Origin of the sequence: Bradyrhizobium sp. AUGA SZCCT0169 (assembly GCF_018130085.1) — a bacterium.
Lineage (GTDB): Bacteria > Pseudomonadota > Alphaproteobacteria > Rhizobiales > Xanthobacteraceae > Bradyrhizobium.
This window is the reverse complement of sequence record NZ_JAFCMC010000001.1, coordinates 163399-189356: the sequence shown is the minus strand read 5'-3', so window position 1 is coordinate 189356 and position 25958 is coordinate 163399. Positions and strand designations below refer to the sequence as shown.

The 25958-nt window shown below is 63.8% G+C and carries 24 protein-coding genes; 16 read left to right on the top strand and 8 right to left on the bottom strand.

Annotation, left to right across the window (positions count from 1 at the left end; genetic code table 11):
- Window positions 1–197: 197 nt before the first annotated feature.
- From JQ609_RS00875 to JQ609_RS00855, 5 genes are all read left to right on the top strand, one after another.
- Entirely contained in the window at window positions 198–1187 is a 990-nt protein-coding gene (locus JQ609_RS00875) for an ABC transporter substrate-binding protein (protein ID WP_212271687.1), read from the top strand.
- Window positions 1188–1455: 268 nt separating this feature from the next.
- Window positions 1456–2640: a saccharopine dehydrogenase family protein gene (locus JQ609_RS00870; protein ID WP_249127510.1), complete on the top strand. Its 1185-nt coding sequence runs from the start codon at window positions 1456–1458 to the stop codon at window positions 2638–2640.
- Window positions 2641–2711: 71 nt separating this feature from the next.
- The gene (locus JQ609_RS00865) at window positions 2712–3089 is read left to right on the top strand and encodes a GYD domain-containing protein (RefSeq protein WP_212211881.1); all 378 of its coding nucleotides are present in this window, start codon (window positions 2712–2714) and stop codon (window positions 3087–3089) included.
- Window positions 3090–3315: 226 nt separating this feature from the next.
- Window positions 3316–3507, top strand: coding sequence for a hypothetical protein (locus JQ609_RS00860; protein ID WP_212271686.1), 192 nt, complete (start codon window positions 3316–3318; stop codon window positions 3505–3507).
- 38 nt (window positions 3508–3545) lie between these two features.
- The gene (locus JQ609_RS00855) at window positions 3546–3872 is read left to right on the top strand and encodes a GcrA family cell cycle regulator (RefSeq protein WP_212271685.1); all 327 of its coding nucleotides are present in this window, start codon (window positions 3546–3548) and stop codon (window positions 3870–3872) included.
- Window positions 3873–3944: 72 nt separating this feature from the next.
- Here JQ609_RS00855 and JQ609_RS00850 read toward each other — a convergent pair whose 3' ends face one another.
- Window positions 3945–4787: an alpha/beta fold hydrolase gene (locus JQ609_RS00850; protein WP_212271684.1), complete on the bottom strand. Its 843-nt coding sequence runs from the start codon at window positions 4785–4787 to the stop codon at window positions 3945–3947.
- Between the two features lie 13 nt (window positions 4788–4800).
- Window positions 4801–5820: a tripartite tricarboxylate transporter substrate binding protein gene (locus JQ609_RS00845; RefSeq protein WP_212271683.1), complete on the bottom strand. Its 1020-nt coding sequence runs from the start codon at window positions 5818–5820 to the stop codon at window positions 4801–4803.
- Between the two features lie 141 nt (window positions 5821–5961).
- Here JQ609_RS00845 and JQ609_RS00840 point away from each other — a divergent pair, with 141 nt between their 5' ends.
- Window positions 5962–6960: a LysR family transcriptional regulator gene (locus JQ609_RS00840; protein WP_212271682.1), complete on the top strand. Its 999-nt coding sequence runs from the start codon at window positions 5962–5964 to the stop codon at window positions 6958–6960.
- 123 nt (window positions 6961–7083) lie between these two features.
- Here the strand turns inward: JQ609_RS00840 and JQ609_RS00835 are convergent, their stop codons facing one another.
- From JQ609_RS00835 to JQ609_RS00825, 3 genes are all read right to left on the bottom strand, one after another.
- Window positions 7084–8199, bottom strand: coding sequence for a M48 family metallopeptidase (locus JQ609_RS00835; protein ID WP_212271823.1), 1116 nt, complete (start codon window positions 8197–8199; stop codon window positions 7084–7086).
- Window positions 8200–8211: 12 nt separating this feature from the next.
- Complete coding sequence (locus JQ609_RS00830; RefSeq protein WP_409411152.1) at window positions 8212–9372, bottom strand: DUF898 family protein; 1161 nt, start codon at window positions 9370–9372, stop codon at window positions 8212–8214.
- 84 nt (window positions 9373–9456) lie between these two features.
- On the bottom strand, window positions 9457–10629 hold the full coding sequence (locus JQ609_RS00825; protein ID WP_212271681.1) for an isovaleryl-CoA dehydrogenase: 1173 nt from the start codon (window positions 10627–10629) through the stop codon (window positions 9457–9459).
- A 233-nt stretch (window positions 10630–10862) separates the two neighbouring features.
- Between JQ609_RS00825 and JQ609_RS00820 the strand changes: the two genes are divergently transcribed.
- The 4 genes from JQ609_RS00820 to JQ609_RS00805 all read left to right on the top strand — a co-directional run bounded on the left by JQ609_RS00820 (window position 10863) and on the right by JQ609_RS00805 (window position 14857).
- Window positions 10863–12149, top strand: coding sequence for a cytochrome P450 (locus JQ609_RS00820; RefSeq protein WP_212271680.1), 1287 nt, complete (start codon window positions 10863–10865; stop codon window positions 12147–12149).
- A gap of 105 nt (window positions 12150–12254) precedes the next feature.
- Window positions 12255–13526, top strand: a complete 1272-nt coding sequence (locus JQ609_RS00815; protein ID WP_212271679.1) for a cytochrome P450 — start codon at window positions 12255–12257, stop codon at window positions 13524–13526.
- 174 nt (window positions 13527–13700) lie between these two features.
- Window positions 13701–14267 carry a thiamine pyrophosphate-binding protein gene (locus tag JQ609_RS00810; protein ID WP_212271678.1) on the top strand — a complete coding sequence of 189 codons (567 nt, stop codon included), beginning with the start codon at window positions 13701–13703 and terminating at the stop codon, window positions 14265–14267.
- On the top strand, window positions 14267–14857 hold the full coding sequence (locus JQ609_RS00805) for a thiamine pyrophosphate-dependent enzyme (protein WP_249127509.1): 591 nt from the start codon (window positions 14267–14269) through the stop codon (window positions 14855–14857). The genes JQ609_RS00810 and JQ609_RS00805 overlap by 1 nt, the downstream gene beginning before the upstream one ends.
- A 5-nt stretch (window positions 14858–14862) precedes the next feature.
- Here JQ609_RS00805 and JQ609_RS00800 read toward each other — a convergent pair whose 3' ends face one another.
- Window positions 14863–15786 carry a LysR substrate-binding domain-containing protein gene (locus JQ609_RS00800; protein ID WP_192736597.1) on the bottom strand — a complete coding sequence of 308 codons (924 nt, stop codon included), beginning with the start codon at window positions 15784–15786 and terminating at the stop codon, window positions 14863–14865.
- Window positions 15787–15896: 110 nt separating this feature from the next.
- Between JQ609_RS00800 and JQ609_RS00795 the strand changes: the two genes are divergently transcribed.
- The 4 genes from JQ609_RS00795 (at window position 15897) to mdlC (ending at window position 20830) form a co-directional block, all read left to right on the top strand.
- On the top strand, window positions 15897–17066 hold the full coding sequence (locus JQ609_RS00795; protein WP_212271676.1) for an acyl-CoA dehydrogenase family protein: 1170 nt from the start codon (window positions 15897–15899) through the stop codon (window positions 17064–17066).
- An 8-nt stretch (window positions 17067–17074) separates the two neighbouring features.
- Window positions 17075–18199 (top strand): CaiB/BaiF CoA-transferase family protein, encoded by a 1125-nt coding sequence (locus JQ609_RS00790; protein WP_212271675.1) that lies wholly within the window; start codon window positions 17075–17077, stop codon window positions 18197–18199.
- Window positions 18196–19050, top strand: a complete 855-nt coding sequence (locus JQ609_RS00785) for a MaoC family dehydratase N-terminal domain-containing protein (RefSeq protein WP_212271674.1) — start codon at window positions 18196–18198, stop codon at window positions 19048–19050. The genes JQ609_RS00790 and JQ609_RS00785 overlap by 4 nt, the downstream gene beginning before the upstream one ends.
- Before the next feature lie 151 nt (window positions 19051–19201).
- Entirely contained in the window at window positions 19202–20830 is a 1629-nt protein-coding gene (gene mdlC, locus JQ609_RS00780; RefSeq protein ID WP_212271673.1) for a benzoylformate decarboxylase, read from the top strand.
- A gap of 119 nt (window positions 20831–20949) precedes the next feature.
- Here the strand turns inward: mdlC and JQ609_RS00775 are convergent, their stop codons facing one another.
- Entirely contained in the window at window positions 20950–21744 is a 795-nt protein-coding gene (locus JQ609_RS00775) for an SDR family oxidoreductase (protein ID WP_192736602.1), read from the bottom strand.
- Between the two features lie 203 nt (window positions 21745–21947).
- Here JQ609_RS00775 and JQ609_RS00770 point away from each other — a divergent pair, with 203 nt between their 5' ends.
- On the top strand, window positions 21948–23411 hold the full coding sequence (locus tag JQ609_RS00770) for a YcjX family protein (protein ID WP_212271672.1): 1464 nt from the start codon (window positions 21948–21950) through the stop codon (window positions 23409–23411).
- Window positions 23408–24439 carry a YcjF family protein gene (locus JQ609_RS00765; RefSeq protein ID WP_212271671.1) on the top strand — a complete coding sequence of 344 codons (1032 nt, stop codon included), beginning with the start codon at window positions 23408–23410 and terminating at the stop codon, window positions 24437–24439. Before JQ609_RS00770 ends, JQ609_RS00765 begins: the two co-directional genes overlap by 4 nt.
- Here the strand turns inward: JQ609_RS00765 and JQ609_RS00760 are convergent.
- A complete protein-coding gene (locus tag JQ609_RS00760) occupies window positions 24359–25936 on the bottom strand; it encodes a glycosyltransferase family 39 protein (RefSeq protein WP_212271821.1) in 1578 nt (525 codons plus the stop codon). The genes JQ609_RS00765 and JQ609_RS00760 overlap by 81 nt on opposite strands.
- Window positions 25937–25958: the final 22 nt, after the last annotated feature.

Below are 25958 nucleotides of genomic sequence, written 5' to 3'. Positions count from 1 at the left end.
ACCTCCGTTAGCTTCCCTATCCTTCCCGACGCCGCCGTTGCGAGGTCCGCTTCGAGGGGAAGAGCGGTGGTCGTGGCCAACCGACGCGAATGCCCCAATTGAGACAGCCTGATCGGCCGGGCGCCATTTCTCACTCGCAGCGCATCCGCAAAGTGCTAGGCTTTAGGCCCGGGACGAGATGTGTTCTTGGGGGATGCATGCGTCGACGCGAGTTCATCACGCTGCTGGGAGGTGCGGCGGCAGCTTGGCCGCTGGCCGCGCGCGCGCAGCAGCCCGCAGGGCGGGTCTACCGGGTGGGTTACTTCGCAACCACCTCCCGGGAACGTTCGCTCCATGTTATGAAGGCGTTCGAAGAGGGCCTGCGGAGCCTCGGCTACCGCGTTGGCGAGAATGTCGCTATCGAGTATCGCTTTGCCGATGGCGAGATGGGACGGCTATCCGCGCTCGCCACAGACCTGGTCAGACTCGGTGTCGACGTCATCGTTGCAGGGAACAATACGAATACGATTGCCGTCATGAAGGTGACCACGACGATCCCGATCGTCGTGGCCAGCAGTGCCGATCCAGTTAGTGCCGGGCTTGTCGCCAGTCTGGCGCGCCCCGGCGGGAACGTGACCGGGATCGCTCAGGACACGGGCGGCGAGCAACATGTCAAGCGGCTCGAGTTGGTGAAGGACACACTGCCGAACGTCTCGCGCGTGGGCGTTCTGTGGAATCCGGACTTTTCGCCCAATCCCGCCCGGCTGTCGTCGATGCAGGAGGCTGCCCCGGCACTGGGCTTGACCCTTGTCCCGGCTGAAGCACGCGGGCTGGACGCACTCGAACAAGCGTTCGCGACGATGGTGAAGGAGCGCACGCAGGCGCTCGTCGTACTGAGCGATGGCGTGCTCTTCAACTTTCGTGGACAGATTGGCGTCATGGCCATCAGAGATCGGCTGCCGGCAGTCGCTGCCGCAAGAGAGTATGCCGAGACGGGTTTTCTTCTGACGTATGGGATTGATTTACGAGATGGATTTCGTCGATCCGCCGCCTTCGTCGACAAGATTTTCAAGGGTGCAAAGCCTGCCGACCTGCCGATCGAACAACCGACCAGGTTCGAGCTAGTGATCAATTTGAGGACCGCGAAGGCGCTTGGCGTTATCATGCCTCCAGCGCTGCTCGCCCGCGCCGACCAGGTGCTTGAATAGCGGGGTTGTTTGCTGTGGTGCAGTGCCTGCTTGTGGTCACAAAGCAGATCTGCCGCGATGGCCTATCGATGTCTGCTCCTGAAGGGCAAGAGGCCATCCCTGTCACGAGGCCCAACTTCCGCATTGCCCCCAACGGACGTTGCGCACCCCCAAAGGCAGGAACTGTGGTATCCTCCGTCAAACGCGATGGGACGGTTTGCTGCTCGTGCTGAGCGTCCTCGTGCCCTGCGATTGCAAACGGATCAGAAGATAGCTCTCCCGGATCTCCATGAGGACCAACGTCGTGAAGCGGGACTTCGACCTCATCGTCTATGGTGCGACGGGTTACACCGGCCGTCTCATCGCCGAATATCTGGCGGCATCCTATCGCGGCGACGATGCTCCGTCCTGGGCGATTGCGGGACGCTCGACCGACAAGCTCCAGAAGGTGCGTGCCGACATCGGCGCACCGGACAGTTTGCCTCTGGTGAAGGCGGATGCCGCTGAGCCGGCCAGCCTACGTTCGATGTGCGAGCGTGCGACCGTGATTATCACGACGGTCGGGCCTTATCAGCTCCACGGTCCCGAGCTTGTGGCGGCCTGCGCGGCCACGGGCACGGCCTACGTTGATCTGTGCGGCGAACCTGCCTGGATGCGGCGCATGATCGACGCCCATCACGAAGAGGCGAAACGGACCGGGGCGCGCATCGTCTTTTCCTGCGGCTTCGATTCCATCCCGTTCGATCTCGGCGTGCTCACGTTGCAGGAGAAGGCGCGCGACAAATTCGGACGCCCGGCGCGCCGGGTCAAAGCCCGCCTGCGCAACGTGAGAGGCGGCATGTCTGGCGGCACCGCAGCGAGCGCTCGGGCGACGTTGGCCGCCGCCGCGCGCGACCCGACCCTGATCCGGCTGCTGAACGATCCCTTCGCGTTGACGCCGGGGTTCACCGGGCCGTCTCAGCCGTCGGGCCTCGTCCCCGAATTCGACCCGCGCATGAACGTGTTGCTCGTGCCGTTCCCCATGGCGCCGATCAACACCAAGAACGTGCACCGCACGAATTTCCTGCTGGGTCATCCCTATGGCAAGGACTTCGTTTACGACGAGATGATGGTCGCGCCGGGATTTGGGGAACTCGCCCGCGTGACGACGGAGACGTTCGCCACGATGATTTCCCTGGTCGCGACCGGCGGTCTCAAACCCGGCGCAGGCCCGACCCGGGAAGCGCGCGAGAAGGGCCTCTACGACATCCTGTTCCTGGGCGAGCTGCCGGATGGTGGACGGGTCGAAGCGGTAATCACGGGCGACCGCGATCCGGGCTACGGCTCGACGAGCAAGATGATCGCCGAGAGCGCTCTCTGTCTCGTGCGCGACGTGCAGGGCGAGGGTGGCATCTGGACGCCGGGCGCGCTGATGGGGCCGGCATTGCGCAAGCGCCTGAGCGAGCGCGCCGGCCTCACCTTCAGCGCGCATTGAGGTAGCGCTCAGAACTGCAGCGGCGTGCCGGACGACGTGGATCGTAACCAGCGAAAGCGGAGGAGACCAGCATGACGATTTACGTTTCTCAAGGTCGTTACACCGCCGCGGCCATCAAAGGGATGTCTGCGAAACCGGAGGACCGTTCCGAGGCGGTCGCCGAGTTGTTTGCGGCCGCCGGTGGTCGGCTGATCAGTTGGTATCTGACTTTGGGGCCCTACGATTGGCTGATCATAGCTGAAGCACCGGATGAGCCCACGATGATTTCAGCGGTGCTTGCCGCCGCGGCTGGCGGAAGCCTTTCGGACATAACAACTACCGTGGCGCTCACGGCGAGCGATACGACGAAGGCCTTCCAGCGGGCAGGTGAGCTTACTCAGAAATTCAGATCGGCGGGCCGAGCCGATTACTACGGAGTAGGGATCGATTCGGGGCGTGAGATCGGCTAAGCTTGACTACCAAATTCCGGGATGCACGGTGCCGCTTGCACCACGAAGCCAACAAGATCTCGGCGGCTATGAGCGTGGTGCGGCCTTGTCAGGCCGAGCGTGGGCTGATCGCCAATGCAACTCGAAACGAATGTCCGCGCCCGCAGACGGTGTGTTGGCGCAAACCCTCATTCGGAAACTGAGCAGAGGGGGCATAATCCCTGGGCCCGCACCGAGGAGCAACAATATGAAGCAACAGATCCCAGAGGAGCTTTCCACCAGGTTGATCCACTGCAGTCCCTTCGTGACCATGGACAGCGCGGTGCCGCCCCGAGATCCTGATGAAGACGAAGAGGACGAAGAGGACGAAGAGGAAGAGGAAGAGGAAGAGGACAATGCCGACGAACCGGCGGTCGTGCGCGAGCCGGACGACGACTAGACTGGCCTGTCGCTGGCAGCCGGCGTAGAGTATCTCCCATGAGTTGGGATGCGAAAGACGTAGCACTGCTCAAAAAACTCTGGGCCGCTGGACAGAGCGCCAGCCAGATCGCGCGTCGTCTCGAGTGTAGCCGTAACGCGGTCTGCGGCAGGCTAACTCGTTTGGGTCTGAAGCGTGGTCACAAGTCGCCAACGGCAAAACCCAAGATAAGGCCGGTCCCGAAACGAAGGCCGGCGTTATTGGCCGCCTGTGCCCGCCCGGTGGCAAAGAAGGTGTCGCGGAAGACAGTAGGGAGACAACCCAAGGAATTCAGCAAGAGCCAGCTTTACGCGATGCTTGCTGACGCGGTCAGGAATACGGGCTAGCCCGTTCACCGCGACCTCGTTGCGGCACTGCCTCCGGTCCTCGTTCAGTTCGAACGGTTTCCTTCGAAACTGCTATTCCCGGCAAACGATCCCGTCATGATCTGCCGCAAAACTCAGGATGTGTTCGGCGCAGGCCCGCGGCTGCAGCATCCCGAGCATCGCGTAGGGTGTGCCCAGATGCGTCACGCGCACCGAGGCGATGTTCTCGCGCAGCGCGGCTTCCTGATCGGATGAGGAGATATTGCTGCCGGTCGGATAGAGTGCGAGCGTCGGAGCCGTGATCTTCTGCAGGTAAGGTCTGGCGTCGACGGAGCCGGCGAACTCGACCATCGCCGCGACGATTTCGACGTCGGCCTTCCCGACTTCCCGGGCGTACCAATCCATGAAGGCGGGATCGAAACCGGCGGGAAACCGCGCCAGCGTGTTCGACTTGCGCACCCAGCCCTCGACGCCGAGCGCCCTGATGGCCTCGACCCAGCTTGGAAAGCCGACCGCATAGGCGTTGCGGATCCAGTCATTGGCCCACACCGCCGGCGCCAGCACCGACAGCGTACGCAGGCGCTGCGGCCGCTCGGCGGCGAAAATCAGCGTGATGGCGCCGCCGATCGCCTCGCCGACCAGATGGAAATTCGAAGCGCCCGCGTGATCGGCCACCGCCTCGATGTCCCGGATGTAGGCGACGAGCGAGAGCGCGTGCGCCGGATCGTTCAGCGGCGCCGATTGTCCGAGCCCGCGCAAGTCCGGACAGATCACGCGGTAGAACCGCGCCAGATACGGCACCATGTTGAACCAGAACTCGCCCGAGCGGGCGAAGCCGTGGATCAGGATGATGGTCTCGGCCTTGCGCCAGCGGTCGGTGTAGTCGTGAACCGCGTAGTGCAACGGTGTCCCGTCGCCGGCTCTGACGGTCGGCATGGCGGCGCTCCCGTCAGTTCGGTTTCAGGCGCAGCTCTCTGGCGAGCTGCTCCATCTGGACGAATTCGCTTTGCGCGTATTTGGCGGCGTCTTCGGCGCTGATCGTCCAGACCTCCTCGCCGCGCTTGGCCGCCATCGCCTTGAATTCGGGGCTTTGCGCCGCCCGGGTCAGAACGTCGCGCAGCTTTTCAAAGCGGTCCTGCGGGATGTCGCGCGGCGCGATGACCGCGCGCCACAGCAATGTCTGGGATGGCGCCATCTTGACGTCATCAAGGCTCTCGACGTCGGGCAGCGTCGGAAAGCGCCGCGCCGTGGTCAGCAGCAGGCACTTTGCTTTTCCTTCGGCGACAAATTGCGCGATCGAGGCGATGGCGCCGCCATAGATGTCGATGGTGCGCGCAAGGAAGGCCGTTACCGTCTGGTCGGCGCCGGTGAAGGGGATGATCCGCTGGCGGATGCCCTGGGGTTGAAAAATCCGTGCCGTCGAAAACTGCACGAAGGCGCCGACGCCGTCCGAACCATAGGTGTATTTGTCGGGGTTGTTCTTTAGCTCGGCGAGGAACTCGCTTGCGTTCTTCGCCGGAAAATCCGGGTGGACGCAGAGCACGCCGGCGGCCTGCGTGATCATCGCGACAATGCGGTAGTCGGCCTGCTGGAAGCTTTGCGCCGCGACATGCGGGGCCATGGTGATGGCGCCGCTCGGCACCCCGCCGATGGTGTAGCCGTCCGGCTCGGACTTCGTCACAAAGCCGACGCCGATGGTGCCGCTGGCGCCGGGCTTGTTCAGGATCACGATCGGCTGGCCGAGCATCGGCGCTGCGGCCTGGGCCAGTGACCGCATGATGGTGTCGGTGCTGCTGCCGGGCCCGGCGGGCACCACCAGCTGAACCGGCCGCTCGGGATAGCCGTCGGCCGACGCCGGCGAACATACGCCTGCCAGGAGGACAGCAAAGGCGGCGACTGCGCCGCTTCGGGCGGAATCGGCACAACGGCGCAACCAGGGCCACCACATCATTTCAGCGAGTTTCTTCATTCTGTCCCCCGCAATTGCCGGCAAGCGCCATGATCCAGGTTCCGGCCGGTGACAACGCAGGGTTTCGCCTTCGAAAACTTGTGACTTGCAGGAGCAAATCTTGTCTAATGAGATAAAGGAAATCGTGTATAAGCTTTTCAAATGAATGACCTCCCCCGTACCCAGGCCCTGCGCTGCTTCATCACCGTGGCGCGCGAGGGCGTTGTGTCGCGCGCGGCAAGTTTGCTGAACCTGACCCAGCCGGCCGTCAGTTTGCAGCTAAAAGGGCTGGAGGAAAGTACCGGCCTGCTCCTTTTCAACCGAACACCGGGCGGCTTTACCCTGACCGAAGCCGGCGCCGCCCTGTTGCCGCTGGCGCACAAGGCGATATCGGCCTCGTCGGACTTCAAGACGATGGCGGATTCCCTGCGCGAGTCGGTACGGGGATCGCTTCGGGTCGGCACGATCCTGGATCCCGAGTTCATCCGGCTCGGACCTTTCGTGCGGAGCCTCGCCACGTCCTTGAAACAGACCGAAGTCTTCCTGCGCTACGGCATGAGCGACGACGTGCTGGCGCAGATCGGCAGAGGCGACCTCGACGTCGGATATTTTGTCGACGCGACGCCTGCCGAATCCCTGTCGTTCCCGAGCTTCTCCGAGCGCCACATCGACGACGGAAAGTACCAGCTCGCGCCGCTGATGAGCTACCCGTACCGGGTGATTGCCCCGGCGGAATGGAGCGACCGGGTGATCGGCAAGGACTGGCCCGACCTGATCGGCCTGCCGTGGCTCGCAACGCCGCCGCACTCGGCGCATCGGCGCCTGCTCGACAATATCTTCCGTCCCATGGGCTCGCTGCCGAAGCGCGTGGCCTATGCCGACCAGGAAGAGGCCATGATCGACTTCGTCGAATCCGGCATCTGCCTCAGCCTCGCGCGCGACTGCACCCTCGATCGCATCACCCGCAAGCGGAACTTCGTGATCGCCGACAAGGTGACGGTGACCTGCGACCTCAGCTTTGCCTGCCTGACATCGCGGCGGCACGAACCGGTGATTTCGCACGCCTTCTCGGCCATGCAGGCGGTGTGGGATTTGAAGCCGACCAACACCCTGCCCGCGCCGGTGGCTGCGCCAAGGTCGCGGAAGAGCGCACGAAGATAACCAGACCCGCCGAACTAGAGCCTTTTCCGTTCCGATGGAATCGGAACGGGGCTCTGGATTCTTGTTTTGACGCGTTTTCTTCACGCGAACCGGTGTCCACTTCGCTGGAAAACGCTCTGGCCGTCAGATCTTGCCGTCGGAATCGCAGATCGATCTCAGCGCTTGCCATTCCTCCGGCGTCAGCAGCGGCGGCTTGCTGGCCGGCCGGTCTTCCCGGGTCATCCGCGCCAGCCGATCCTCGCTCATCGGATGGCTGGAGATGATGGAGAGGCCCTTGCCTCCCTTGCCGGTGACGCGGACGAGCAGTTCGCCCATCGGCTTGGTCGGCCGGCCCAGCCGGTGCATGACGTCGATCGAGAAGCCGTCGGCATCCTGCTCGGCCTCGCGCGAATGGGACGAGGTGACCAGCGTCTTTGAAGCAAAGATCAGCGCGCTGGAGCCCGTGATGTCGCCGAACAACAACCCGACCAGAAACGCTGTGCCGCCGTCGCGGATCAATCCCCGCATGTTGTCGCGATGCTTGTGGTGGCCGAGTTCGTGCGCCAGCACGCCTGCGATCTCGTCGGCGTTCTCGGCCTTCGCCAGCAAGCCGTTGAACATGTAAACCCTGCCGCCCGGCAGCGCGAAGGCATTGGGCACCGACGACGACAGCACGCTGGACTGAACCGACGTATCCATCCCGGCGGATTCACGTATCGCGGTCATGAGCTTGACGAAGGCTTTTTGTCCGGCCGCATTGTCGCAGACCTTGGCGTCGAAGATCGTCTTGACCTGACTTTCGGCCGCCTCACCGAGCCGCCGTTCGAAGGCCTCCGGCACCAGCGGCGCCAAGCGATCGGCGGCGAGCGGGACGCCGAACAATACCACCGCGATGATCGAAACCGTCGCGGCGAGCGACCAGCCGACGATCGCGGCGACACCGCGCCGGCCCGGCGTGTTCTCGTCCAGAGTTGCGCAGCGCGAGACCAGGTCGGCCGCGACCGCGGCATCGCGAACCTCCAGGCGCGCCAGCGCCGGTGCGGTCAGAGCACTGAGGCGCAGCATGCCGGAGGGACCGTCGGCGCGGCGGATATCGGCATAGGCCCATGCCGCAACGGCCGCGTCACCATCCCGGATTTCCAGCCGGTCAGCAAAATGCAGCGTGACCGCGCGCCGCTGGTTCGACTTGCCGTCGAAATAGATCGCCGAACCGCCAAGCGGCGATTTCGAGGTATCCGGAGCGTCGCTATCCATGGCCATACCGGTCATGAGCTAGAACCCCGCCACGTCAAGGCCATCGGCAAAACCTTCACCGAGCGCATTGGCCAGTTCACCCCTTGCCGAGACATTGGCGGCCGCTTCGATGCCGTGGATGTTGATCGATTCCGACACCCGCACCCAGAGATCGCGCATCAGATAGACGCGGATCACGACGTTGAGCGCCAATGCGAACACCAGGTAGCCGAAGCCTGCGAGCACCAGCAACAGGATGCTCTGAGAAGCTTCCTGCGACTTGAAGAACTCGCCAATTCCCTCGCCGCTCATGCTGGCAACCAGCGCCGTGGCAGCTGCGAGGTAGACCGAGAAAACCAGACCCAGCACGACGATCCAGCCGACCACCTTCCAGTACAGGCCGATCAGCCGGCTGCGCGGCAATTCCGATTCCAGGCGCACGCCGCCGATCCGGATGCCGGACAGCCACCAGCGCCATTCGACCGCCTTGAACGCGCCGTAGATGAAGGGTGCGAACAGCGGCATCAGGAATGCCATCGGTGCGAGCAACCACAACCACCAGCCGCGCTTGAAGAATTCCCAGCCGCTTCCCTCGAACTTCCCCTGCAGATCGCCATAGTATGAATGGCGCATCTTGTAGCGCTCGAGCGCCGCCGTGCGCCATGGCAGCGCCAGGCCAAGGGTCACCATCGACAGCAGGCCCCACAACGACGCCTGCAAGGCATAGATCCAGCCCGAACCACTCATCCAGAACCGAACGCCGCGCCACACCGTGCGCGTCAGGCGATAGCGGCGGGCGCGAAAGATCGCGAACTGCCCGAACAGATAGAAGAAGGCGACCAGCGGAATGCTGGCGAACGCCTTGTAATGCTCGGCTTCGAGGCCGGCGAGAAAGTAGGCCAGATAGATCGGCACCAGGATCGCGAGGGCAACCAGGAACCCGATCAGCAATTCCCGGCCCCGCCCGGTATATTCGGCGCCGTCGCCGTCGATCTGGGTATTGCTCCAGAGATGGCGGCGGATGTCGGTGGTGAGCCAGAAGCGGTAGAAGCCGAGCGTGACCAATTCCAGCCCGGCGCCGCGCTTCACCAGTTGAAAGAATTCATCACGCTTGCCGGAAAACCCCACCGGCATCGGCGGCGGTTTCGGCAGCGGCGGCAGCGATGGCGGCCCGAGCGGGGTCCAACTCATCTCGTTCACGGGTCAACTCCAGGGCAGCTCCGAGGCAGCGGGCAACAAATCGGGTTTACACCAATTTGTCGACTGGAGTGTGATCCGGTTCACTTACGCCGACTTGTCGAACAGCTCCCGCCCGATCAGCATACGCCGGATTTCGCTGGTTCCAGCGCCAATCTCGTAGAGCTTGGCATCGCGCAACAGCCTGCCGGTCGGGTAATCGTTGATGTAGCCATTGCCGCCGAGCAGCTGGATGGCGTCGAGCGCGCATTGCGTCGCCTTCTCGGCGGCATAGAGGATGGCGCCGGCGGCGTCCTCGCGCGTGGTCTCGCCGCGGTCGCAGGCTTTCGCCACCGCATACACATAAGCGCGCGAGGCGTTCATCGTGGTGTACATGTCCGCGATCTTGCCCTGCACAAGCTGGAAGGTGCCGATCGGCTGGCCGAACTGCTTGCGCTCATGCACGTAAGGCAGCACCACGTCCATGCAGGCCTGCATGATGCCGATCGGACCTGCGGCCAGCACCGCGCGTTCATAATCGAGGCCCGACATCAGGACGTTGACGCCGCGGCCGACTTCGCTGAGCACGTTCTCTTCCGGCACTTCGCAATTGTCGAACACCAGTTCGCAGGTATCCGAGCCGCGCATGCCGAGCTTGTCGAGCTTTTGCGCGGTGGAAAATCCCTTCATGCCCTTCTCGATGATGAACGCCGTAATGCCGCGCGGGCCGGCATTGGCGTCGGTTCGGGCATAGACCACCAGCGTGTCGGCGACCGGGCCGTTGGTGATCCACATCTTGCTGCCGTTCAGCACGAAGCGATCGCCCTTCTTGTCGGCGCGCGTCTTCATCGACACCACGTCGGAGCCGGAATCCGGCTCCGACATCGCCAGCGAGCCGACATGTTCGCCCGAGATCAGCTTCGGCAGATATTTGCGCTTCTGCGCGTCGTTGCCGTTGCGGCGGATCTGGTTGACGCAGAGGTTGGAATGCGCGCCGTACGAAAGCCCGACCGCCGCTGATGCCCGCGACATTTCCTCGACCGCAATACAATGCTCGAGATAGCCGAGCCCGGTGCCGCCATATTCTTCCTCGACGGTAATGCCGTGCAGGCCGAGCGCGCCGATCTTGGGCCAGAGATCCCGTGGAAACTGGTTGCTCTTGTCGATTTCGGCCGCGCGCGGCGCGATCTCCTTGCTCGAAAAGGCAAACACGGTTTCGCGAATGGCATCCGCGGTTTCACCGAGATCGAAATTGAACATCCGGTACGCATTGGGAATCATGGTCGGGCGACCTCCGGCGAAATATCGTTGTTGGGATAAGCCTTAACCCCTGCAGGCGCGCTTGTCACGAGGAATGATACGGCTCCGTATCGGCCCCGGCCGGGGGTAAAGTTCAATGCGGCCGAAGCATCAAAACTGTCCCTTGCCCCGGCACGTACGAACGGCTGTAATCACCCCAAAATACCGCCACCGGGCGAATCCCGGCGCGCGGAAAACAATCAGGGAGCCGCTCCATGCAGGGAACCATCGAACTCACCCAGGATTCCATTGAACTGGACTCCCGGCAAAAGGCCGCACGCGAGCGCGCTTATTCGCTGCCGCTGGCCGAGTTCGACCCCGGCGATCCCGAACTGTTCAAGACCGATACGTTCTGGCCGTATTTCGACCGGCTGCGCCGGGAAGCGCCGGTGCATTACTGCAAGGACAGCATGTTCGGGCCGTATTGGTCGATCACCAAATACAACGACATCATGGACATCGAGACCAACCACGCGGTGTTCTCGTCGGCGGCATACCTTGGCGGCATCACCATCCGCGACGTCGCGACCGATCTGCGCCGCGAAAGCTTCATCGCCATGGACCAGCCGCGCCACTCGGCGCAGCGCAAGACCGTGGCGCCGATGTTCACGCCGACCCATCTCGACCAGCTCGCGATCAACATCCGCAAGCGGTCGGCCGAATGCCTCGACAATCTGCCGCGCGGCGAAGTGTTCGACTGGGTCGACCGGGTCTCGATCGAGCTCACCACGCAGATGCTCGCGGTGCTGTTCGACTTCCCCTGGGAGGATCGCCGCAAGCTGACGCGCTGGTCCGACATTGCGACGACGATTCCCGGGCCCGGCGGCCTCGTCCCGACCGAAGAGGCGCGGCAGGCCGAGCTTCTGGAATGCGCGACCTATTTCTCCACGCTCTGGAAAGACCGGATCAACCAGCCGCCGAAGAGCGATCTGCTGTCGATGATGGCGCACAGCGAAGCCACCCGCGACATGGACCCGAAGAATTTCCTCGGCAACCTGATCCTCCTGATCGTCGGCGGCAACGACACCACCCGCAACACGCTGTCGGGCAGCATCTATGCGCTGAGCAAAAATCCGGATCAGTACAGCAAGCTGCGCGACAATCCCGCGCTGATCGACAGTTTCGTTCCCGAGGTGATCCGCTGGCAGACGCCGCTGGCGCATATGCGGCGCACCGCGCTCGAGGATATCGAGTTCCGCGGCAAGCAGATCAAAAAGGGCGACAAGGTCGTGATGTGGTACGTCTCGGGCAACCGCGACGAAGAGATCATCGAACGCCCTTACGAGTTCATCATCGACCGCGCCCGGCCGCGCACCCACATCTCCTTCGGCTTCGGCATCCACCGCTGCGTCGGCTTGCGGCTGGCGGAACTGCAATTGAAGATTATCTGGGAAGAGATCCTCAAGCGCTTCGACAAGATCGAGGTGATGGATGAGCCGAAGCGGGTTTATTCAAGCTTTGTCAAGGGTTACGAGACCCTGCCCGCGCGCATCTCGAACTAGGCAGCCAGTTCCGCAACTACCTGCACGGGCTTTGCCCTTAGAACGCCTATAAGTTATAGTCTAATACATTCCTTCAACGTTTCCTGTACCCGGGGATGAACGACGATGAACGTCCACGCCGCGATCCGAGCCGACAGACAAGAGCTTCTGCGCGCCGCGCGCGAAGAGGCCTACTCGACGCCGCTGAAGGATTTTCACCCCGGTGCGCCAAAGCTGTTCCAGAACGATACGCTATGGCCGTGGTTCGAACGGCTGCGCAAGGAAGAGCCGGTGCACTACTGCACCAACGCGCCGATCGAACCCTATTGGTCGGTGACCAAGTACAACGACATCATGCATGTCGACACCAACCACGGCATCTTCTCCTCCGACTCGACACTCGGCGGCATTTCGATCCGCGACGTACCGCCCGGCTATGACTATCCGAGCTTCATCGCGATGGACCAGCCGCGGCACTCCTCGCAGCGCAAGACGGTGTCGCCGATGTTCACGCCGACGCATCTGGACGAGCTGGCAAAACTGATCCGCGAGCGCGCCTGCAAGGTGCTCGACGATCTGCCGCGCAACGAGACTTTCAACTTCGTCGATCGGGTGTCGATCGAACTGACGACCCAGATGCTGGCAACCCTGTTCGACTTCCCCTGGGAAGAGCGGCGCAAGCTGACGCGCTGGTCCGACGTCTCGACCGCGCTGCCCAAGAGCGGCGTCGTGGAATCGCCCGAGCAGCGACGCCAGGAAATGGACGAGTGCTACGCCTATTTCTCAAAACTCTGGAATGAGCGCGTCAACAGCGAGCCGCGCAACGACCTGCTGTCCATGATGGCCCATAGCGACGCGACGCGGCACATGGACCCTGATAATTTGATGGGCAACATCATCCTGTTGATCGTCGGCGGCAACGACACCACCCGCAACACCATGAGCGGATCGGTGCTGGCGCTGAACGAGCATCCCGAGCAGTACCAGAAGCTGCGCGACAATCCGGCGCTGATCGATTCCATGGTGCCGGAAGTGATCCGCTGGCAGACTCCCTTGGCGCATATGCGCCGCACCGCGCTGGTCGATACCGAGATCGGCGGCAAGAAGATCGCAAAGGGCGATCGCGTCGTGATGTGGTACGTCTCGGGCAATCGCGACGAGGAGGGTATCGAGAAGCCCGACGAGTTCATTATCGACCGCGCCCGGCCGCGCACCCACCTTTCGTTCGGCTTCGGTATCCACCGCTGCGTCGGCATGCGGCTGGCCGAGTTGCAGCTGAAAATCGTGTGGCAGGAAATGCTGAAGCGGTTCGATCGCATCGAGGTGGTCGGCGAGCCGAAGCGGGTCTATTCCAGTTTCGTGCGCGGCATCGAATCGCTGCCGGTGCGGATTTCCTGAGCGAGCTCAATTCGCCTGATCGCGCCGAAGCTATCAACGCCAAAGGCTTTACCGGCGCCCCCTATAACATCGCGGCATGGCAGCTTGAACCAGATGAGAAGGCCGCACTGCGGTCTTCTGGGCTAAACCTTGGCCGTGGTCACGCAGGAGACGTGACCCGGAACCGAGGCTGCCATGAACGATGTTGCTGTCAGGGATGACGCCAAAGACGATACCCAGTCCGGCCTAAGCTGGCCGGCGCAGATCTACAAGACGCTGAAAGCGCATGGCGTCTCGCAAATCTCCTATGTTCCGGATGCCGGCCACTCCCGCCTGATCGAGCTGTCGCACGCCGATCCAGCGATCCAGACCACCGTGCTGACCACCGAAGAGGAAGGCGTCGCGCTGTCCGCCGGCGCCTGGCTCGGGGGCGATCGCTCGGTGCTGTTGATGCAGTCGAGCGGCGTCGGCAATTGCGTGAACATGTTTTCGCTGGCCGCGAGCTGCCGCCTGCCGTTCCTGACATTGGTGACGATGCGCGGCGAATGGGCCGAATTCAATCCGTGGCAAATCCCGATGGGGAAAGCGACGCCACAGGCGTTCGAAATCATGGGTATCACCGTATTCAGGCTCGAACGGCCTGAAGACGCAGAAGAGATCATTTCGGCCGCCTGTTCGCTGGCCTTCGAGAGCGACCAGCAGATCGCGGTGCTGATCTCGCAGCGCATGCTCGGCCGCAAGAAATGGACGGAGACGAAGTGATGGTCCAGAATTTCACGCTTGGTCGCCGCGAGGCCGTCAAGGCGCTGCTCGCCGATCGCAAGGACCTGCTTGTCGTGACCGGGCTTGGCTCGGCATCCTACGACGTGTTCGATGCCGGTGAGCATCCCGGTAATTTCTATTTGTGGGGCGCGATGGGCGGAGCCGGCATGGTTGGCCTTGGCCTTGCGCTCGCGCAACCGAATCGGCCGGTCGCCGTCATCACCGGCGACGGCGAACAGTTGATGGGCATCGGCAGCCTGCTGACGATCGCCACCAAGACGCCGGGCAATCTGACCATCGTCATTCTCGACAACGGCCATTTCGGCGAGACCGGCATGCAGGTCAGCCATTCCGGTCTCGGCGCGCAGCTCGACGTGATCGCGACCGGCGCCGGCTTTCGCTCGGTCATCGAAATCACCGACATCGCGGGTATCAATGACTACCGTCCCACGCTGCAGCGCATCGACGCCGGGCCGCGGCTGGCACGCATTCGTATCGCTACCGGCCATGTCGATCGCGCGCTGCCGCCGCGCGACGGCGTGTTCCTGAAGAACCGGTTCCGGGAAAATCTGGGGTTTGCGGTTACGTAATCGCCTCAGCCGACCTGGATATCCCAGAGGCCTTCCTTGCGGCAGGCGTCGACCTCCTTGCGGAGCAGATCAGTGACGAGCGTGATGGCGGTCGAACCGGGATGCTCGATGGGGGACGCGATGGTGAGTTCGCGCATCGGCGCCGGTTTTGAAATCGTGGCGACTTCCAGCCGGCCGTCGGCGACTTCCGCGCGCAGCGAGGACGGCGGCAGCAGCGCATATCCGAGCCCCTCCTCGACCAGGCTGGTGAGGACGCGAAAGGAATCCGCCTCGACCTGGACATCGAGCTTCAGCTTCTTCTTTGCCGCCGCATGCTCGATCAGCGTCCGGAGCCCGTGCGAATGACTGGGCAACACCAGCCGCTGCCGCAGCAGCCAGTCGATATCGACCTGCTTCTTCTTCGTCAGCCCGCAACCGCGCGGGCCGACGGCGACGATCTTGTCGCGGCCGAGGTGTTGCACGGTGAGGTGCAGATCGGCCGACGGCCCGTAGATCACGGCCAGATCCATCTGGCCGCGGTGCAACCACTCGATCAAATGCCCGCTGTAGCTCTCGACGATGCAGAGCGAGATGCCCGGGTAGCTTTCGACGGTGCGCCGCGCCAGCCGCGCGGAGATCACGCAGCTCACCGTTGGAACCAGACCCAGCACCACCCGTCCCGACGGCGGGCCGCCGGAGGACTGGATATCGTCGCGAATTTGGTCGATTTGCCGGACGATGCCGGCGGTCCGCGCCAGCAGCAGGCGGCCGGCCTCGGTCAGCACCATGCCGCGGCCGTTGCGGGTAAACAGCTCGGCGCGCAGCTCGTGTTCGAGCAGCTTGATCTGGCGGCTGAGCGCCGGCTGCGCGACCCGCAACGTGTCGGAGGCCTTGCTGAGGCTTCCGAGTTCGGCCACGCAACTGAACGTCCTCAGCTGTCGGAAATCCATGCTTGCCAATCTTGGAATGCGGGTTAATACGCTATAACAATCGAGCATAGGGACTTACCGGTGGTTTCACAACTCCACGCCCATCCCCAATCACAACGACGGCACTCCAAATGACCGCACTCGAACAGCAAGACGAATACGCCGACATCCGCAACGCGGTCGCGAAACTCTGCGCCCAATACCCCGGCGAATACTGGCGCAAGCTCGACCGCGAGATGAAATATCCGAGCGAGTTCGTCGATGCGCTGACGCAGGCGGGCTATCTCTCGGTGCTGATCCCCGAGGAATATAACGGCGCCGGGCTAAAGCTGTCGGCGGCGGCCGCGATTCTCGAAGAGATCCAGCGCGCCGGCTGCAATGGCGGCGGCTGCCACGCCCAGATGTACACGATGGGCACGCTGCTGCGGCACGGCAGCGACGAGCAGAAGGCAAAATGGCTGCCCAAGATCGCCAGCGGCGAATTGCGGCTGCAGGCCTTCGGTGTCACCGAGCCCACCAGCGGCACCGATACCTCCTCGCTGAAGACCTTTGCCAAGCGCGACGGCAACAATGGCTACATCGTCAACGGCCAGAAGATCTGGACCAGCCGCGCCGAATATTCCGACCTGATGATCCTCCTGGCGCGCACCACGCCGAAGGAAGACGCCAAGAAGCGCACCGATGGTCTGTCGGTGTTCATCGTCGACATGCGCGAAGCGAAAGGCAACGGCCTGGAAATCCGCCCGATCCGCACCATGATGAACCACGCCACCACGGAAGTGTTCTTCACGGACATGCGGGTGCCTGGCGAAAATCTGATCGGCGAGGAAGGCAAGGGATTCCGCTACATCCTGTCAGGCATGAACGCCGAGCGTATCCTGATCGCATCCGAATGCATCGGCGACGCCAAATGGTTCATCGCCAAAGCCACTGCCTATGCCAAGGAACGCGTGGTGTTCGGCCGTCCGATCGGCCAGAACCAGGGCGTCCAGTTCCCGATCGCCAAGGCCTATGCGCAGATGCGCGCGGCCGAGCTGATGGTGAAGGAAGCCACCCGCAAATATGAAGCCGGACTCGATTGCGGCGCCGAAGCCAACATGGCCAAGATGCTGGCAGCCGACGCCTCCTGGGAAGCCGCCAATGCCTGCGTGCAGACCCATGGCGGCTTTGCCTTCGCCGAGGAATACGACGTCGAGCGCAAGTTCCGCGAGACGCGGCTCTATCAGGTCGCGCCGATCTCGACCAATCTCATTTTGTCGTTCGTGTCCGAGCACGTGCTCGGCATGCCCCGCTCCTACTGAGAACAATCATGCTGCCGTTAGAGGGATTGATCGTCGTCGCCGTCGAACAGGCGGTCGCTGCGCCGTTTTGCAGCTCACGGCTGGCGGATGCCGGCGCCCATGTCATCAAGGTGGAGCGCCCCGAGGGTGATTTTGCGCGCGGCTATGACGCCGCGGCGAAGGGACAGAGCAGCTATTTCGTCTGGCTCAACCGCGGCAAGAATTCCGTGGTGGTCGATCTCGCGACCAAAGAAGGCCGTGCGGCGATGGAAGAGCTGATCGCCAGCGCCGACGTGCTGCTGCAGAACCTGAAACCCGGCTCGATGGACAAGCTCGGCTTCTCGCTGGAGCGTTTGCGCAAGGATTATCCGGCGCTGATCTGCTGCACCATTTCAGGCTATGGCGACGACGGCCCCTATGCCGACCGCAAGGCCTATGATCTCTTAATCCAGGCCGAGAGCGGCCTCGCCTCGATCACCGGCGGGCCGGAAGGCCCGTCCCGCGTCGGCATTTCCGTCGTCGATATCGCAACCGGCGCCACCGCGCATGCCTCGATCCTTGAAGCGCTGATCGCCCGCGGCCGAACCGGAAAGGGCGCCGATATCCGGATCTCGATGTTCGACGTGATGGCCGACTGGATGGCGGTGCCGCTGATCAATTCGGAAGCCGGCAACCCGCCGAAGCGGATGGCGCTGGCGCATCCGTCCATTGCGCCCTACGGCGTATTCCAGTCCAAAGACGGCAAGGGCATCCTGATCTCGATCCAGAGCGAGCGCGAGTGGAAGAAGCTCTGCGCCGAGGTGCTGGATCAACCCGATCTGCCCAATGATCCCCGCCTGGCCAACATGGTCGAGCGCGTCAGGAATCGCACTGTGACCGACAAGATCGTGGCCGACAGCTTTGCCACGATGGATCGTGTCGATCTGCTGAAGCGGCTCGCGAACGCCGATATCGCGTTTGCCGAGGTCAACACCATGGCCGATCTTGCCACCCATCCGCACCTGCGCCGCATCGAGGTCGATACGCCGAAGGGCAAGGTCAGCTACGCCGCGCCGGCTGCGATCTTCGTCGGCGAGAACAGGCGTTACGGCGCGGTCCCTGCGATCGGCGAGCACGTCGAACTCCCCAAAGCTTCTATGGCCAAATCGTCATGACGGAAAAACTCGACCTCGACCATTTGCGCGGCTGGATCGGAAAGACCACCGAGGCCTCGGACATCGTCACCGCGCAACTCGTGAAGGGTTTGCGCGCGACGCTGTTTCAGGAGATCGGCGAACCCAAAACCGGCGACGCCGCGCCCTGGACCACGCATTGGTGCCTGGCGCAGCCGGTGTTTCCGATGTCGATGCTCGGCCCCGACGGCCATCCGACCCGTGGCGGCTTCCTGCCGCCGGTGCCGCTGCCGCGCCGGATGTGGGCCGGCGGCGAGCTCGAATTCCTGGACGCCTTGCGCGTCGGCGATGAGGCCAATCGTACCTCGCGCATCGCCGACGTCACCATGAAGACCGGCAGCACCGGCGCGTTATGTTTTGTCGCGGTCGAGCACACCATCACGACGCCGCGCGGCGTTGCCATCCGCGAGCGCCAGGACATCGTCTACCGCGACCTGTCGGGCGCGGCGCCGTCCGCCCCTGCCAAGGCGCCCCCGCCGCCACCGGTCGCAAAGCACCGCGAAAGCCACATGGCCGACCCCGTGCTGCTGTTCCGCTACTCGGCGCTGACCTTCAACGGCCACCGCATCCATTACGACCGCGACTACGTCACCAAGGTCGAGGGCTATCCGGGTCTGGTGTTCCACGGTCCGCTGCAGGCGGCCCTGATCGTGGAGTTCGCGGCCAAACTGCACGGCGGCGCGGCGCCGAAGAAACTAGGCTACCGCGGCGTGCAGCCGCTGTTCGAAGGCAGCGAGTTCTCGGTCAATGCCAACGACACCGGCACCGGCACGGAACTGTGGACCGCCAATTCGGACGGCCAGCCGACCATGAAGGGTACGGCCACGTGGTGAAGTTGATTTGACGTCATTGCGAGCGTAAGCGAAGCAATCCATACCTCCATGCAGGAAGTATGGATTGCTTCGTCGCTTTGCTCCCTTGTGCAAACGCTTCGCGTTTGTCACAGGCAATGACGGAGTCTGCAGTTAGCTCTGGGAGTCACGGATGTCGTCCCGCAAGCCCACCAAGACCGAAACCAAATCCACCACCGTCAAGGACGCCACCTTCAACCTGCTCCGCGCGTTCGGCGTCAAGAAAGTGTTCGGCAATCCCGGCTCGACCGAATTGCCGTTCCTGAGCGACTGGCCTGACGACATCGATTACGTGCTTGGGCTGCACGAAGCCTCCGTGGTCGGCATGGCCGACGGCTATGCGCAGGCGACCCGCAACGCCGGATTCGTCAACCTGCATTCCGCCGCCGGCGTCGGCAATGCACTCGGCAATATCTTCAACGCCTACCGTAACCAGACGCCGATCGTGATTTCAGCCGGCCAGCAGGCGCGCTCGATCATGCCTCTGCTGCCGTTCCTGTTTGCCGAACGGGCGACGGAATTTCCGCAGCCTTACGTGAAATACAGCATCGAGCCGGCGCGGCCCGAGGACGTACCGGCCGCGATCGCCCGCGCCTATTATGTCGCGATGCAGCCGCCGTGCGGACCGACCTTTGTCTCGGTGCCGGTCGACGACTGGACCCGTCCCACGCAACCGGTCGAGGCGCGCCAGGTCAGCCGTGAACTCGGGCCTGATCCGGTGGCGATGAAGGTGCTGGTATCAGCGCTCACCGACAGCAAGCGCCCTGCCCTCGTCGTCGGTCCCGGCGTCGATCGCGCCGAGGCCGTCGAGCTGATGGTGCGCGTCGCGGAGAAGGCCCGGGCCGCGGTGTGGGCCAGCCCATTCTCGGCACGTTGTTCGTTTCCGGAACGGCATCCGCAATTCGCCGGCTTCCTGCACGCCTCGCCGGGACAGGTTTCCGACGCGCTGCGTGATCATGATCTCGTGGTCGTGATCGGCGCGCCGGTCTTTACATTCCATGTCGAAGGCCACGCCTCGATCTTCGATGGCAACACGACGATCTTCCAGATCACCGACGATCCGACCGCGGCGGCGGTGACACCGTCAGGCACCAGCATCGTTGCGACGATGAAGCCGGCGCTGGCGATGCTGCTGGAACTGTTGCCCGAGACCAAACGCGTGATCCCGGCAGGCCGCGCGCCACTCCCCGCGCCCACGGCGGCCGATCCGATCCCGACGGAATTCCTGCTGGATGCGCTGTACCACGCCATGCCGAAAGACGCGGCCCTGGTCGAAGAAGCGCCCTCGCATCGGCCATTGATGCAGAAATTCATGCCGATGCGCGGCCAGGACAGTTTTTACACCATGGCGAGCGGCGGCCTCGGCTTCAGCCTGCCCGCTGCGGTTGGAATATCGCTGGGACGTCCCGATGTGCGCACCGTCTGCCTGATCGGCGACGGCTCGGCGATGTACTCGATCCAGGCGCTGTGGACCGCAGCGCAGCGCAAGCTGCCGCTGACGGTGGTCGTGATCAACAATTCCGGCTACGGCGCGATGCGCTCGTTCAGCCAGGTGATGCAGGTCCGCAACGTGCCGGGCCTCGAACTGCCGGACATCGACTTCGTCAAGATCGCCGAAGGCATGGGGTGTCACGCGGTCCGCGTCAGCAAGGTATCAGAGCTCGGCGCTGCGCTGAAGCGCGGGCTGGCGCATGAAGGCGTCAGCCTGATCGAGGTGATGGTGGATTCGGCGGTGCCGCTGCTCTACACGAAGAAGGATTGATCCTCTCCGTCATTCCGGGGCGATGCGCAGCATCGAACCCGGAATCTCGAGATTCCCCGGTGCGCAATTGCGCACCTGAGGTTCGCTTCGCGCCCCGGAATGACGGAGCAATTGCTCCGTCACTTCCCGTACGCTTCGCGCATCTTGGCCTGGATCTTCGCCATGCCTGATATCCAGCGATCATAATTCTCGGTCTTCTTGCGCATGTAACCGAGCACCTGCGGGTGCGGCAGAATCGCAAAGGTTTCCTGCTCCAGCCCCGCGAGCACGTCCTGCGCCACCTGCTCCGCCGACAGATCGCCGTCGCCGGATTGCGGGCCCTTTGGTATCGACCTGAGCATCGCGGTATCGACGCCCTGCGGGCACAAGATCGAAACCTTGATGCCGTCGGCCTTGTGCGAGATCGCGAGATTTTCCGCAAAGCCCACGGCCGCATGTTTGGTGGTCGAATAGGCCGGGCTGCCGACCTGCGACAGCAGTCCCGCCGCTGATATCGTGTTGAGGAAATAGCCGCCGCCACGCGCCTTCATGCGCGGGATCAGGTGCCGCGCGGCATAGACATGCGCCATGACGTGAACGGCCCAGCTTCGCGACCAGGGCTCATCCGAAGTTCCGCCTGCATTGGTGGACAACGGATCGAAGCCGCCGCCGATGCCGGCATTGGAACAGAACAACGCGATCGGGCCGAATTGCTTCTCGGTCTCCTCGATGACGTGGAGGACATCCTTCTCCTTGCCGACATCGCATTTGAAGGCCGCGCCATTGATCGGCGTGGCGACGGTTCGCGCGCCGTCCGGATTGATGTCGGCGACCACGACCTTGGCCGCGCCCGCGCGATGGAAGGCTTCGCACAGCGCCCGGCCGATGCCGCTGGCGCCGCCGGTGACAACCACGACTTTTCCGGTCACCTGCATGGCCGTTCTCCCCTCATCATTGTTTTCCTGGTCGCGAAGGTATGCCGCGTCCGGAATGTTGTCACGGGGCGATAAAACATCGCCGTTGGGAGGTCAACGCGCCGCCCGGTTCGTCGGCCGAAACCTCCCTTCAAGCTTGATTTTGGTCCCCCAATCGCCACTTTGGCGGGTGAGCGCCCTCTCATCGAGTCTTCCCGCACCGCATGGCCCCCAGTTTTCAGGATATCGTCGAGGAAGCGCGGCTGTCGGCGCGGGCGCTATTGGATTACGGCGACAGCTTCTTCCATCCGACGGTGCGGCTCGGCGTCACCGGCCTGTCCCGCGCCGGCAAGACCGTGTTCATCACGGCGCTGATCCACGGCCTCACCCGCGGTGGCCGTTTTCCGGTGTTCGAAGCGTTTGCGACCGGGCGCATCGCCCGCGCCCGACTCGAGCCGCAGCCCGATGACGCGGTGCCGCGCTTCGATTACGAGAACCACGTCCGCACCCTGATCGAGGAGCGCCTCTGGCCCGCCTCCACCGTCGACATCAGCGAACTCCGCCTGGTGATGGACTATCAGCGCCAGAACGGCGCCGACCGCACGCTGACGCTTGATATCGTCGACTACCCCGGCGAATGGCTGCTCGACCTGCCACTGCTCAACAAAAGTTTTGAGCAATGGTCGGCCGAGAGCCTCGCGCTCTCACGCGAAGGCCCGCGCGAAAAGCTCGCGGCGCCGTGGCATGAACATCTGGCGACGTTGACCGCCGAGGCCCGCGAGGACGAGCCGGCGGCGCGCATGGCCGCAAAGCTGTTCACCGATTACTTACGCGCCTGCCGCGACGAGCGCTTTGCGATGAGCCTGCTGCCGCCAGGACGCTTCCTGATGCCGGGCAATCTTGCAGGCTCGCCGGCGCTGACCTTTGCGCCGCTCGACGTCGCACCCGACGGCACCGCGCCTGACGGTTCGCTGTGGGCGATGATGCGACGGCGTTACGAGGCCTACAAGGACGTCGTAGTGCGGCCGTTCTTCCGCGATCATTTCGCGCGGCTCGATCGCCAGATCGTGCTGGTCGATGCGCTCGCGGCGTTCAATGCCGGACCGGAGGCGCTGCACGATCTCGAAGCCGCGCTCGCCGGCATCCTCGATTGTTTCCGGATCGGCCGCAGCACGATCCTGAGCAATCTGTTCCGGCCGCGGATCGACCGCATTCTGTTTGCCGCCACCAAGGCCGATCATCTGCATCATTCCAGCCATGATCGGCTGGAGGCCATCTTGCGCCGTGCCGTCGCCAAGGCGGCCGACCGCGCCGAATATGCCGGCGCCGCCATCGACGTCGTCGCATTGGCCGCCGTCCGCGCCACCCGTGAGGCGATGGTCGCGCGCGGCCGGGAGAAACTGCCCTCGCTGCTCGGCACGCCGGCATCAGGCGAAGTCGCCAATGGCGATACGTTCGACGGCGAGACGGAAGTCGCGACCTTTCCGGGTGATTTGCCCAGCGATCCCGAGGAACTGTTCAAGGGCACGTTCCGCGGCCTCTCCAGCACGCCTTCCGAAACGGCCGATTATCGCTTCCTGCGCTTCCGGCCGCCGCTGCTGCAGCGCGAAGGCGGCGAAGAGCCTGCGCTGCCTCACATCCGCCTTGACCGCGCCCTCCAGTTCCTGATCGGAGACAAACTGCAATGAGCGAGAAGACGCCCCATCGGCGGCCGGCGACGTTCAAGCTCGATGATCCCGGCGTGATCGTAATGGATCCGGATGATGCCAGCCGTCCCGCGCGCGGCACCGTGCATATCACGCCGGAGCCCGACCCTGCGCAGTTGCCGGTGCCGATCGACAGGCCGCTGGTTCCGGCCCGGCGCGGCCTCCGCTGGGGCACGCTGTTCTGGACCGCCACCGGAGGGCTGGTGCTGCTCGGCCTCGGGCTCGGCGTTGTCAATTTGATCGAGGATCTGTTCGCGCGCAGCCAGACCATGGGTTACGTCGCACTGGCGTTTGCCGTCGCCGCGGCGCTGGCGCTGACGGTTGTGATCGCGCGCGAAGCGTTCGGGCTGGCGCGGCTTGCCGCCATCGAGAAGCTGCACCAGCGCGCCGCCGAAGTGTTGCTCAGCGACGATCGCGCCGCCAGCCGGGCCATCGTCAACGACCTCCTGAAGCTCGCGCATCAGAACCCGCAACTGGCGCGTGCCCGCGCCACGCTGGTGGGTCACGCCGACGACATCATCGACGGCGCCGACATGATCAAGCTGGCGGAGCGCGAATTGATGGCGCCGCTCGACGAGGAGGCGCGGCGGCTGGTCTCGACCGCGGCGCAACGTGTCTCGGTCGTCACGGCGGTCAGCCCGCGCGCACTGATCGACGTGCTGTTCGTGTTCGTCGCCGCGATGCGGCTGATCCGGCAACTGGCGCGGCTCTACGGCGGCCGGCCGGGAACGCTTGGCATGCTCAGCCTGCTGCGCCACGTCATCGGCCACCTCGCCGTTACCGGCGGCATGGCGATTGGCGACAGCCTGGTGCAGCAGATGCTCGGCCATGGCATCGCGGCAAAGCTCTCGCAGCGGCTCGGCGAAGGCGTGCTCAACGGGCTGCTGACCGCCCGGCTCGGCCTCGCCGCCATTGACGTGACGCGGCCGCTACCCTTCACCGCGCTGCCGCGGCCCGCGCTCGGCGATCTCGCCAAGGACCTTTTGCGCAAGCGCGACGGCGAGGAGTGACATTCCCGGCTGCGCATTCCCGGCCAGCACGCGCCAGCGGAACAGCGGCGTGTCCGGCGGCGGCGAGAGTTCCGGCGTCCAGCCGGTCAGCTTCTCCAGCGCATAGGTATCCATCACCACGCCGCGCCAGCTGCGCTCGACGCGTTCGAGCGGCTGCCGCCTGGCTGACGTGACATCCCAGATCGGCAGGCGGTTATCCGGCTCGCGCGCGACGTAGAGGCCGGCGCGATCCCGGATGAGGTTCATGCCGGGATCGCGAAAGCCCTGAAACCTGCCGCGCTCGTTGATCTGAATGACCGGCACGCGGCCGTTGAAATACCAGCGCAGCATTGCGTAGGTGCGATAGTCCGTGGTCGCGATCCAGGTCGCGCCGGTCTTCTGCAGCTGATCCTGGGCACGCGCCACCACCTGCTCATAGCCGGCCTCGCTGCCGACCGGATCGGCGCGGCCGATCAGGCTCCAGGGAACCGCGACATAATAGAAGAACACGCCGACGACGAAGGCGATGCCGGAAATCACCGCCACCCTCGCCCATTTGTTGGTGGATGCGATCATCGATTCCGGCCAGCCCTCGCGCGGCAGCATTGCGAGGTTGATGGCGGTGGCGGCAAATCCGGCCGGCCACAGGAACATCGGCCAGGTATCGCCGACGCGCAATGTCAGCGACTTCCAGAAGAAGTAGCCGAACGGCACGATGACAGCGGTCGAGAGCAGGATCGCAACCGGCTCGCGATGGCGATAGCCGCGCCACGCCGTCAGCGCCACGCCAGACAGCACCACCGGCAACAGCACGAAGCCGACGAGGCCGAACTGCAGGCCGACATAATCGCCGATGGTGCGCAGCGACAATTGATGGGTCGCGACCGCGCGCACGAACTGGAACCGGAACGAGGCCCAGTCGTGCTGATAGTTCCAGATCAGCACCGGCGCGAACACGATCAATGCAATCAGCGCCGCTGCCCACGGATAGGGACTGAGCAGCCAGCGCCGTCGCCAGTCCGGCACCAGCGCAAACGCCAGCACGGAGGGCAGCAGCATGATCACGGTGAATTTCGACAGCATCGCCAGGCCGGCGAACAGTCCCGCTGCGAGCCACCAGCGCGCATTGCCGCTTTCATGGAGCCGGACCAGCGACCACAGCATCGCGACCGCGAGCGGGATCATCGCCGTATCCGGCGCCACCTTCGCCATCAGCAGCCCATAATAAAGCGCGGCCTCCGGCATCAGCAAGGCGAACACGATGGCGCGAAAATCACCGGTGACACGACGGACGATATCGGCAAGCAGCAGCTGCGTGATCAGCATCGCCACGATGCCGCCGAACCGCACACCGAGATTGGTGTCGCCGAAAATCGCAGTGCCGAATCGGATCAGCCAGGCAATCCCGGGTGGATGGTCGAGAAAAGCCAGCGCGCTCTCCTTCGACCAGGTCCAGTAATAGGCCTCGTCGGTGCGCAGCTCGATGACACCGGCATAGATCAGCCGCATCGCCGTCATCGCGGCGATCAACGCCACCACG